General features: G+C 65.2%; 5 protein-coding genes. 1 reads left to right on the plus strand and 4 read right to left on the minus strand.

What is annotated here, in order from left to right; all coding sequences use genetic code 11:
• Nucleotides 1–1,054, plus strand: a 1,054-nt coding sequence (locus HFP89_RS14195; protein ID WP_168718334.1) for a transposase, incomplete at its 5' end; no start/stop codon positions are given.
• 430 nt (nucleotides 1,055–1,484) lie between these two features.
• On the opposite strand, the gene HFP89_RS14200 is transcribed toward HFP89_RS14195, so the two are convergent.
• The 4 genes from HFP89_RS14200 to HFP89_RS16400 all read right to left on the minus strand — a co-directional run bounded on the left by HFP89_RS14200 (nucleotide 1,485) and on the right by HFP89_RS16400 (nucleotide 11,281).
• Nucleotides 1,485–1,988, minus strand: a complete 504-nt coding sequence (locus HFP89_RS14200; RefSeq protein WP_168718335.1) for a hypothetical protein — start codon at nucleotides 1,986–1,988, stop codon at nucleotides 1,485–1,487.
• A gap of 2 nt (nucleotides 1,989–1,990) precedes the next feature.
• On the minus strand, nucleotides 1,991–5,242 hold the full coding sequence (locus tag HFP89_RS14205; protein ID WP_168718336.1) for an RHS repeat protein: 3,252 nt from the start codon (nucleotides 5,240–5,242) through the stop codon (nucleotides 1,991–1,993).
• Between the two features lie 260 nt (nucleotides 5,243–5,502).
• The gene (locus HFP89_RS14210; RefSeq protein WP_168718337.1) at nucleotides 5,503–6,963 is read right to left on the minus strand and encodes an IS91 family transposase; all 1,461 of its coding nucleotides are present in this window, start codon (nucleotides 6,961–6,963) and stop codon (nucleotides 5,503–5,505) included.
• 226 nt (nucleotides 6,964–7,189) lie between these two features.
• A complete protein-coding gene (locus HFP89_RS16400) occupies nucleotides 7,190–11,281 on the minus strand; it encodes a hybrid sensor histidine kinase/response regulator transcription factor (protein WP_168718338.1) in 4,092 nt (1,363 codons plus the stop codon).
• Between the last annotated feature and the right edge of the window lie 269 nt (nucleotides 11,282–11,550).

Below are 11,550 nucleotides of genomic sequence, written 5' to 3' on the forward strand. Positions count from 1 at the left end.
CATGCCGCAAGCGCGAAAACGACTGGTCTCGACCGAAATGACGCCGTTCTATCACGTGGTTTCACGCTGCGTGCGGCGGCAGTTTCTCTGCGGCCTCGATCCCTTGACCGGCCGGGACTATTCCGGTCGAAAGCAGGAGATCAAGGACCGCCTTGCCTTGCTGTCCGAGGTCTTTGCGGTCGACGTCTGCGCCTATGCGATTCTCTCCAACCACTACCACCTGGTCCTGCACGTCGATCCAGAGCGCGCCATGGCCTGGGACGATCTCGAACTGGCGCGTCGCTGGACCCGCCTGTTCAGAGGCCCGGCGGTCGTTCGCGCCTTCGCGAACGGGCAGTCGCTGACCGAAGCTCAGGAAAAAGTCGCCCGGAAGCATCTGGCGGAGTACCGAAATCGCCTGGGCAGCCTGTCCTGGTTCATGAAATGCCTGAACGAGCCCATCGCCCGGCAAGCCAACGCCGAAGACAACGTCACCGGCCACTTCTGGCAGTCGCGCTTCTACAGCCAGGCGCTGCTGGATGAAGCCGCCGTGCTCGGCATCATGGCCTATGTCGATCTCAACCCCATCCGGGCGTCGATCGCCGAGACGCCCGAGACATCGGACTACACGTCGGTTCAGCAACGTATCGAGGAATGGCAACAACGCAAGGCAGCCAGATCCGAAGACCCCGTGCCAGCATCGGAAAACCAGCCGAACGATTGCGATTCTCTCGACGAGACGATCGTTCAACTTCTGCGATTCAGCGACGACGCCGAAGCCGGAGACGGTCCCGTAATCCCCTCCTCCACCGAGGACTACCTCGAACTCGTCGACTGGTCGGGCCGCGCCATCATCCAGGGCAAGTCCGGATCCATCCCCGGCGAGCTTCCGCCCATCCTCCGCCGCCTGAACATGAATCCGGAAAAGTACCTGGCCTTCGTCCGAAAGCCGAAATCAGGCTTCGCCAACGCCCTCGGCGCGCTCGACAAGCTCAAGGAATTCGCGCGTCACTTCGACAAGCGATTCCTGAGGGGCCAGACCGCGGCCGCAGCGCTGTTTTCACCCGGCAGATAGCCGCAGGAAACGAGCTTCAGATCGGAAATGGCCTCGGTGCCGGCGTTGGCATGCCTGGAGACCAAAAGGAGCGCCCTTTCGCGCTCCAAACATATGTGGGAAAGAACAAAATCGGGCGAAAACCGGTGTCGGCCAGCCTGGAGCAAACGGATTTGAGACTTTAGGGGCTTCTTAGAATGTGCCTGTCCAAATAGTCAGCAAACGCCCTCCGCGCCTTTCAACGTAATCCCCGCCCCTGCCCAGATTTGATCCGGGCCATCCGCCGTTGCGCAGAATTGAGCGCCCCGCTGAAAGCCGGTCACTGTTGCAGGACTCGCGGCCGATTCGAGTGACATCGCCCCGCCAGGTTGCGGGCCTGTCGATCAGTGGCACCGACTCTCTTGATTGTGGGTGTTAAGTAGACTTGTCCATATCTACCCGATCTTGTCTACTAAGCAGACTCTTTGCACCAGTTATCGGCAGACTTCTGATCCGCATCTAAACTTCCCCATTCACGGAATATTTCCTCAGTACGAGAAGCACTCTCTGAGTTCTCGCATGCCCAGACTTCTTCAACATCGTGCTCCTTAAGCAAGTGCAAGGCACAGAAAGCCAAACTCAGAAGTTTTGGATTTTCCTGATCCACTCCGTAGAATGCGATGGACGCCGGAAACGCTGCGGCGTCGTCTCGAACATATGCGCCCCGTAGATAGATTTTAAGCCCATCAGCGGCATACAGCCCTATATTAGGCCGCGCCGTACCAGACCTTCCCGAGGGCAACGACCCTTCGATGGAAAAATCAGCCGCCGGTTTCAGACCATAAGCAATGCCAGATATCGTCTGGTCCGGCGTTGATGAAGGCAAATTCATACAGACCACAGGGGATTCGCCATCATGGTGACAAGCGCTCGCAAGTAGCGCGACGCTGCTTACTATAAGTTTCACTTTTTTCATATTTAAAACCAAGCTGCAATTTCTCTGTCGAGCTGCTCGAAGAAAATTCCTCCCCAATACTCGTTCAGTCTCGCAAAAATAGCGGTTTGATTAGTTCCCTCTCCGAACGTATCAATAACAACCCCACTCCCCATCTGTCTGGCGTATCGCGCGATTGATCCCTTATGAAGTAAATGTGCTGGCAGAGTCTCATTCAAATGGGAGTATGCGCTTGAATTGACTGAAACAGTGACGAATCCTCCGATCATTACAGAATATAAACCCTTTCCGCCTGCGTAGATTACTTGACCACTCTGAACAGGCTCAGAACGCCTACCCAAGGGAGTAGGCGCAGGCTGAAGAAGCATTTCTTGGAACACGTCCTCTACAGAGCAGACCGAGCAAATAAGCGTCGATATGGAGTACTCGTGATACCTGGGCGTCGGATCAAGATAGTAGTCATATGCGTATAGCGCAGATACCGCGAGACCAAGCCGAATCGCTCCCGCCACTGCAAAGCTCGTAAGGGAAACATTGCCGCTTGGATCCACGTTATTCGCCGGATCTCCGTGCACATAGAGGTACTTGTGCAAAGTAGCCGGCTCCCCGACCCGTCCCTGATACGTATCCATGGTCGGGAACCGCCCAACCGCCGGATCGTAATACCGAGCCCGCAGGTAGTAGAACCCAAGCCGCGGCTCATACTGTTCCCCGGTGAACAGGAACCCGCTGTCCGTCAGCCCCTCCCGGTGCTCCAGCTCCCCGTACGCCGTGTAGATGTACCCATCCGTCGCCAACCCACCGGCATCTGACAGCACCCGGGTACTTCCCAGTCCGTCGGCATGGTACGTATGTACTGCCCCACTCCGCGTCTGGGCAATCAGGTCGTGACCCCGCAGGTACAGGACGTCGCTTCCAGCCCCTGACTCCTCGATCACCTGAGCGTAATCGCGGTTCGCATCGACCAGGAAGTCGGTGCGCTGGCCGTTCTCGGTCCGGCTCTGACGAACCCCGTTGACGTCGTAACCGAACTCGAGCGTGGCCGAAGCTGAATCGGCCCGGACCAGCCGGTCCCGGCTGTCGTAGACATAGGCCGTATCGAGCCCGCCGTCGACACGCTTCTCGAGCGTATTGCCGTTGGCGTCGTAGACGTAGTCGATCGTCCCGTCGGGGCCGATCTCCTGTTCCAGCCGGTCGTTGGCGTCGTAGGCGTATTGCGTGACCTGTCCGTTCTCGGTCTCGGTCAAGCGGTTGCCGACGTCGTCGAAGGTCCAGGCGGTCGTACGGTCGCCGCGGACCGGGTCGGTGACCCGCTCTTCGGTGAGCCGGTACAGCGCGTCGTAGGTGTAGTCGACGAACCGTCCGTCGAGTTCGGCCATCTGCCGCCGGTGCCCGGCCAGGCCCAGCGTGTAGGTCTGGCGGCTGAACGGCGTGCCCAGCGGATCGCGGTGCGTGACCTCGAGCAGGCGGTTCAGGTCGTCGTAGATGTAGTCGGTTCGCGTCCCGTTGGCGTGCTCGACGGCCTGGCGGTTGCCGACCTCGTCGTAGCCGTAGGTGGTGATGCCCCTACCGTCGTCGACGGTTGCCAGCCGGTTCAGCGTATCGAAGCCGTAGGCGACGGCCTGGTTGGCGGTGACGAGGCCGACGCGGTTGCCGGCCGCGTCGTAGGCGTACTCGATGACCTGCCCCGTCGGGTGCGTGACGCGGACCAGGCGGTCGCGGACGTCGTAGTCGTAGTCGGTGACCCCGCGCGCGTCGAGGACCGTGTCGACCTGCCCGGTCGGCGTGTAGGTCATGGTCTCGACCTGCCCGTCGGCATACTCGGCGCGCACCAGGCGATCGGTAACGTCGAACTGGAAGGCGCTCGGTGCACCGTTGAAGTCGACCCGCTCGGTCCGGTTGCCCACCGCATCGTAGCCGTAGGTCTCGGTCTGCCCCAGCGGCAGCGTTCGCGAGATCACCCGGCCCAGGTCGTCATGCGCCCAGCGGGTCTCTCGGCCCAGCGCGTCGCGCTGCAGGACCTTGCTGGACTGCTCGTCGTAGCCGTACTCGGTGCGTTGGCCGAGCGCGTCGACCACGGCGGCCAGGTTGCCGAGCGCGTCGTACTCGTACGTGGTGGCCTGCCCGGCCGGATCGGTCTGGCTGATCCTCCGGCCCAGGGCGTCATAGGCGGTCTCGCTGCGCGTGCCGTCCGGGAAGACCACCGCGGTCTGGCGCCCGGCCGCGTCGTACTCGTACTCGGTGCGGTGGCCCCTGGCATCGATCATCGCGACCCGGTTGCCGCGGAGGTCGTACTCGAACTCGGTTCGGTGGCCCAGGGCATCGATGGTGGCCGTGCGCTGGCCGGCGGCGTCGTACTCGTACTCGGTCCGGTTGCCGCGCTCGTCGATGCTCGCGATCATCCGGCCGGCGGCGTCGTACTCGCTTCGCGTGCGCGGGTTATCGCTGTCGTCCAGCGGCGTCTCGTCGGGCAGGATCGTCTCGATCAGGCGATTGGCCGCGTCGTACACCATGCGCGTGGTCCGCCCGGCGCGATCGGTCTGTGCGACGACGTTGCCTTCCGGGTCGTACTCGCTGGTCTCGATCGTCCCGTCCGGGTAGCGCGTCAGGACCAGATTGCCGCGCGCATCGTACTCGTACTCGGTGCGTCGGCCCAGCGCGTCGACGGTGGCGCTCTGCTTGCCGATCGGGTTGTACTCGGTGCGCGTCACGTGGCCGAGCGGGTCGGTGGTGGCGATGACCCGGCCGGCGTCGTCGTAGGCGTAGCTGGTGACCAGGTCGCGGACGACGCCGTCTTCGTCGGTGCGCGTGGTGGTCTCGGTCTGCGTCCGGCCCATCGCGTCATAGGTGAACGTGGTCCGGGTGCCATTGGCGTCCTCGCGCCAGGCCGGCAGCCCGCTGAAGGCCGAACCGTCGCACTTCGCTTGGATCGTAGTCCGGAAGCCCAGCGCGTCGGTCACGCCTTCGGACGTGCCGGTGCCGCAAGAGCCGAAACCGGCGTCCCAATGGAACTCGGTCAGTTGGCCAAGCGCATCGGTGCTGGTCCGCAGGTTGCCGTTCTGTGAGAAGTAGGTATTGGCAAGGATCACCGTACCGCTGGCATCGGTCTGCGTCAGCAGGCCGTTGCGGTCGTCGTAGGTGCTGGAGGTCGTCCGGCCCAGCGGGTCGGTCTGGGTCAGCGGGTTCCCGCGGTCGTCGTAGGTCCACTCGGTTCGATGGCCGAGCGCGTCGACCTGGGCGGTCTCGTTGCGGTCATCGTCGTACTCGTAGACCATGGTCTCGCCGAGTGCGTTGGTGTCGGCGTATAGGAAGTTTAAGCGCCCTATTTCCCGATTTCCAGCAGTATCCACGGCCTCGCCGATCCATAGTCTGGCGCCAATTTGCATCCTCGTTCGCCCGGTTTTCGGCGAATTCCGCTCTGTCTCAGTCAACCCAGCCCTGAATCGCCCTGATTTTCTGTCATCAAGCCGAGCGGGCACGAGCGCCACCGAGCCGCGCCCGGGCGGAACGCCGTCTTAGGTAGATTTACTGCGATTCAGTGATGCAAACCGGTACGCGCTGCCGGCGACGCCCGACTGTCAGGCCACAGCCCGAGCAAGTCCTTGCTGGCCAGATGATGCAAGATCCGCTCGATCACCGGCGGGTCTTCGATACACGCGATGACCTTGACCGAGCCGCCGCACTTCGGGCAGGTCTCCACATCGTTCTGAAAGACCCGCTTGAGCCGCTTCGCCCAGCGCATCGCCGAGCGTTGCTCGGCCGGCGTGCGTTCTTCTTCTCGCGCCGGCTTGACCGGCCTGGCACCTCGGCCCCGCCGGGCCGGCGTGATCCGGGCCCGATAGGGGCTGTTGGGCGCGAACACCCCGTGGAAGCGGGTGAGGTTCAGGCGCGGCGGCGGCACCAGTGCGGCCAACCGCGCGATGAAATCCAGCGGCGCGAAGATCACGTGGGTGGTGCCGTCGCGGTACGGGGTTTTCAGCGAGTAGCCGACGTCGCCGCGTGGGGTCAGGAAAAGGCGCTTTTCCGACACGGGCGGACGGCAGATGTAGCGGCACAGGCGTTCGAGTTTCTCACGCTGATTGGGCTTGACCGCCACGCCGGCATGCAAGGAGAAACCGGCGAAGTTGCCGGGCGCGTCGGCCGGCTGCTCCTCCCAGCCGCTGTCTGGCAGAGTCTGGAGCTTGAATACCTTGCGCCCACGGTGTGGTCCGACCGCGATCCGGTAGGTGATGGAATGCCCGGCCAGATCCGGCATCGGGTCGTCGGTGTCGAGCGCTTCGCCCAGATCCAACTGCTCGGTGTCGCGCTCCAGCAAGCCTTCGCGTTCCAGCAGGCGTCCGACCCGACGGGCGATGGTATGGGCCAGTTTTGTGAGTTGGGCCGACGTCGGTGCGCGCACCCATTGGAAGCGCAAGCGGGTGCCGTCCGGTAGCCGTTCGTAGACGCCGTCGAGAAACAACATGTGGAAGTGGATGTTGAGGTTCAGCGCCGAGCCGAAGCGCTGGATCAGCGTGATCGCGCCGGTGCGAGCGATTTGCTGTGTGTAGCCGGCCTGCCGGATCAGGTGGGCGGCAATGACGCGGTAGACGATGCCGAGCACCCGGCCGATCAGTGCCGGATGCGTGGCCAGCAGAAACCGCAACGGAAACGGCAAACTCAGCACCCATTGCCGGATCGGCCGCTCGGGCAACACCTGGTCGACCAGCCAGGCCGCGCCGTCGGCCATGCGCCGGGCGCCACAACTGGGGCAGAAGCCGCGGCGCTTGCAGCTGAATGCGAGCAGGTGTTCAGCCTGGCAGGTGTCGCAGCGAAGACGCAGCAACCCGTGCTCCAGCCGGCCGCATCGCAGATAGCCATCAAACGCTTGCCCCACATGGGTGGGCAACTGTTTCCCGGCCGCGGCCAGATGCTCGACAAAGGCCGGGTAATGCCGCTCGACGATCTGGTAGAGCAGTGTGCGCTCGGGCCGGTGGCGCTGATAACCAACATTGCCCATGTCCAGACGATCTGCCCCCCGTCGCCAGCGTTGTGCAAAACGATAGGGTGGCTGACAGCGCGCCCGCAGTCAGTCGGAAAAGGGCTTGCGATCCGGTAGGAAAATGACTCGACAGAACGCTATCAGGAATCGCTCCTTGCGGACCGTGCACACAAACCGGCAGCTCGGAATTCTGATAGTCCGTTTTCTAGAGATTCTGTACCAACCAGCCATTGATCAAACACGACTACGTTCCATCGCCTTTGTTCGCGAACTTGGCCGGACTCACCCCAAACCTCTCCCGAAACCTCCTAGAAAACGCACTCACACTCGCAAACCCCACCGCATCCGCCACCTCCGCCACGTTCCCCGCCCTCGCCCGCAACAACTCCGCCGCCCGTTGCAGGCGCATTTCCCGCAGTTCCTCATCCGGTGACCGATCCACCGCCGCCTTTAACTTCCTGAACAGCGTCGTCCGATCCATGTGCAGCAGCGCGGCCCAGTCGCGGACGGAGAAGCCGGGTTCGCCGAGGTGTTCAGAAAGAATGCCTCGGGCCCTCGTAATGAAGGGGTCTTCCGCCGGCTCCGGTTCGACGGTCTGGCCAGCCAACCGATCGCGCAACCGACGCCTCGACGCAATGAGCCCGGCGATGCGAGCAGCGAGTTCGGCGGTGTCGAAGGGCTTGGCCAGGTAGTCATCCGCACCCGCCTGCATGCCGCGGACGACGGCATCGGCGCCGCCGCGGGCGGTGAGCATGAGGACCGGGATGAAGTCGATCTCGGGGTCGGCCTTGAGTTCGCGGGTCAATCCCAATCCATCCAGCTCGGGCATCATGCCGTCGGTGACGATGGCGTCGGGGATGGTTTCGCGCGCCTTTTCCAGGCCTTCGCGGCCGTCGCCGGCCTCGACGATGCGGTAGGCGCGGCCGAGGCGCAGGCGGAGGAAACCGCGGAGTTCGGCGTTGTCGTCGACGATCAGCACGGTCGGGCGGTCGCCGTTGCCGTTCCGGTCGTCGTTGCCATTGGCGATGCTTGCGTCCTCGCCGATCTCGACCTCCGGCTCCGGCGCGTCGGCCGGCTCGGCGTCGGGCCGTGCGCCGGCGTTGGGCAGGTCCGGGCGCGCCGGCAGCCAGACGCGGAAGCGCGCACCGCCGCCCGGGGCATCGCCGACCTCGACCCGGCCTTCGTGCAGGTCGACCAGCTCGCGGACCAGCGCCAGGCCGATGCCCGTGCCGCCCTGCGGGGCGTTGTCGGCCTGCTGGTAGCGCTGAAAGATACGCTCGCGGTCCTTGTCCGGCACGCCCGGGCCGGCGTCGGCCACTTCGATGACGTGCCCATCGTCCTGCTCGACAAGCCGCACGGTGACGGTCGAGCCCTTGGGCGCGAACTTGAGCGCGTTGGAAACCAGGTTGGAGACGGTGGTCGCCAGATGCCCGGCGTCGAAGGCGGTCAGCATCGGGGTCTCTGCACCTTCGACGACCAGGTCGATGCCCTTGCTCCTGGCGTGGACGTCGAAGCGCTGGACGGCGGAGGTGACCGCCGCGCACAGGTCGGCCCGGGCCGGGTGGAACGGCATGCGTTCGGCGTCGAGGCGATGCAGGTCCAGCACCTGGCCGATCAACGACTGCATGGCCTCGGTGTTGCGCAGCGCCATGTCCAGGTGCTGGCGCTGGTCGGGCGTGAGCTGGATCGTGTCGCGGGCCAGCTCTTCCAATGGCGCGCGGGTCAGGGTCAGCGGGGTACGCAATTCGTGCGAGACGTTGGCGAAGAACGCCGCGCGGGCGTCGCTCATTTCGCGGATCTCGCGGGCCTGGCGGCGGACTTCCCGGGTGCGGTCGGCGACTTGCGCTTCCAGCTCCTGCCGGCGGGCCGCCCACTGGCGTGCCTTGCGGGCGCGGCCGGCGACTGCGGCCAGCCACAACAGCAGCAGCGCGGCTGCCGAATACACCGCCAGCATCGGTGTGCCCAGGTACCAGGGCGGGGCGACCGAAAAGGCCAGCGGCGCGGCCTCGGACACCCGGCCTCGCGCATCCAGAGCCTGGACCCGGAACAGGTAGTCGCCGCCGGGCAGGTTGGTGTAGTCGCGGCGGGTTTCCTCGGTCCAGCTGGACCAGGTGTCGTCCAGGCCTTCGAGCCGCACGCGGTAGCGGTGCTGGTCGGGCTCGGCGAACTCAGCCAATGCGTATTCGAAGCGCAGCGAACCGGTCTGGAACGGCAGACGATGGTTGGGCACGGCGTCGGAGAGGTTCGACGCCCCGCCCGGCCCGGCCCGTAGCCAATTGCCCTGCTCCGGGTAGCCGGCTCGGGTGACGGAGAGCGGCGCTGCGGGTTCGGAGGCTTCGCGCTCGGGCCAGGCCAGCCGGACCAGGCCCGGGTTGCGGCCGACCCAGGCGCCTTCGGCATCGGGCCGGATGAAGTCGTTCTGGCCGAACTCGATGCCCGGCACCGGGTGCGGCTGCCAGTCGAAGGCGCCGTTGTCGTCGATCCAGCCGAAGCGCAGCGCACCACCGTCGCCGATGCCGGCCAGCACGCGCTCCCCGTCGTGGCTGGCGACGCGGAAGATGCGGCGATCGTCGCCGAGCGCGTCGTTGTCGAACAGCGGATCGGGCTCGACGCCGATCGCTACGCCGGTGTGGTCGAGCACCGGACGATAGCCGCCGTCGAAGGTGCCGAGAACCAGCCTCCGCCGATGGTCGTGACCCGCTCCATCACCCACCACGAAAGGCCAGGCATAGCCCTCCGGCACGCCTTCGGCTTCGCCGAGTATGGCGATGACCTGGAGGTCATCGCTTTCCCATTCCATCACGTAGAAACGCCCCTGCACGCTGCCGGCCCAGACCCGGCCGTCGGGTGCCTCGGCGACGTGGTCGACGCGCTCGTCGATGCCTTCGACGCGGCCGCCGTCGACCCAGCGGCCGTTCTGCCTGACGATCAGGCCCAGGCCGGATTCCAGTTCGGCGTAGATCACGGGCCGGTCGTACGAACGGCGCAGACGGTAGGCATAGTGATCGGCCAGCAGGCGCTCTGTCTCGATGAGTTCATCGGTCTCGGCGTCGTAGGCCAGGCGGTGCACGCCCTCGCTGCCGGCGCCGAGCAGTTCGCCGTCGGCGGACAGCAGGTGCCAGGTTTCGATCATCGGGCTTTCGAGCGGCACGACCCGGCTGGTGTCGGTGTCGGCGCTCTCGAGCCGGACCACGCCGCTGGCCACGCCGAGCACGATGCGCCCGTCGTGCTCGGCCATGCCGCGCGCCTGGGTCAGCCCGGCGGCTTCGCCCCAGGTGCGGATGGGGTCGTTCAGGCCCACGCGAGTGATCACGCCCTGCTGCGGCAGCCAGATCCCGCCCTGCCCGTCCTCGGCCAGGCCGTTGATGACGTTCATCGGCAGGCCGTTGTCGCTGCTGATGTGCTCGATCAGCGTGCCGTCCGGGTTCAAGTGCAGCAGGCCGATGTGGCGAGTGGCGAGCAGCATCGTGCCGTCGTCGCGGCGGTGGACGATATAGGGCCAGGCCGTGGTGAGATCGATGCCGGTACCGGGCGCAACGTCGAAGGGTTCGGGCTCGGTGCCGTCAGGATCCGGAGCTCCCGCCGACCCGTCGGCGGGATGCAGCCAGAACAGCCCGTGATCGTAGGTGCCGTACAGCATCCGGCCATCGGGCCAGGGCTCGAGGAAGGTCATCCGCCGGCCGCGGTCGCCGAGCGCGTCCCAGCGCCAGCGGTCCAGCGGCGGTGGTGGTTCGTCGTGGCCCCAGTCCAGGCCGGTGACGTCGTGCAGACGCTGCCGGACCACGACCAGCACGCGATCCCCGGTTGCGGTCATCAGGCGGAAGATGCCGTCCCACTCGGGCTTTCGGTGCACTGTCTCGCCGTCCCAGCGGAACAGCACACGCAGGGCGGAGAAGTAGAGGTCTCCATCGACTTCGACCAGGTCGCGGATGTCGCCGAACTCGCGTTCGGGCTCGGGCAGCTGGTCGCTGATGGAGTGGTAGACCATCGCACCGGTGGCATCGCGCTGGAAGTAGCCGAACTGGTTGCTTGACCCGATCCAGATTCGGGCCGGTTCGTTCTCCCGTTGCTGGATGTGCATCACGCGAACGCGGGAATTGTTCGGCGTGTCGTGCCGGGTCCAGCGCACGCCGTCGTATTCCAGCAGACCCATGCCGCCGCCCACGTACATCAGCCCATCCGGCCCGAGGGCCGCGCCCCAGTTCTGGACGTTGCTGTTGTACTCGGCCATCGAGAAGGTACGGATCGGCGGCTCCCCCGGGGGCACCTCCAGACACATGGCGACGCCGGGCATCAGCGCAAGCAGCAGGAGCAGTGGTCGAGCGACGAGGTGCACGCGCGGAATCTCCGGATCTTCAACCCCCGAACGCCACTGTACTGAAAGCGTGTCTGGCCTGCCATGATTAGAGGAGAGGCGCCGTGGCAGGCCGGCGCCTGCGATTCCCCGGTGGCGGGCCGGTGCCTGCGACTCCTCAGTCGTCCCGGGGCCGGCGGAGCCGGAACCCGGAATCTCGTGACGCGATTGCCCGTCGGAACCGGGGCGCGAGTTGTCTCAACCTCGTCATTCCGGGGCCGGCGGAGCCGGAACCCGGAATCTCGTGACGC

The organism is Wenzhouxiangella sp. XN79A, assembly GCF_012272825.1.
GTDB lineage: Bacteria > Pseudomonadota > Gammaproteobacteria > Xanthomonadales > Wenzhouxiangellaceae.

What these genes read in the sequence shown, in the direction of transcription:
- HFP89_RS14205 (WP_168718336.1), bottom strand. Translation starts at nt 5,242, where the DNA reads ATGGTCTACGAGTACGACGATGACCGCAACGAGACCGCCCAGGTCGAC.
- HFP89_RS14200 (WP_168718335.1), bottom strand. Translation starts at nt 1,988, where the DNA reads ATGAAAAAAGTGAAACTTATAGTAAGCAGCGTCGCGCTACTTGCGAGC.
- HFP89_RS14210 (WP_168718337.1), bottom strand. Translation starts at nt 6,963, where the DNA reads ATGGGCAATGTTGGTTATCAGCGCCACCGGCCCGAGCGCACACTGCTC.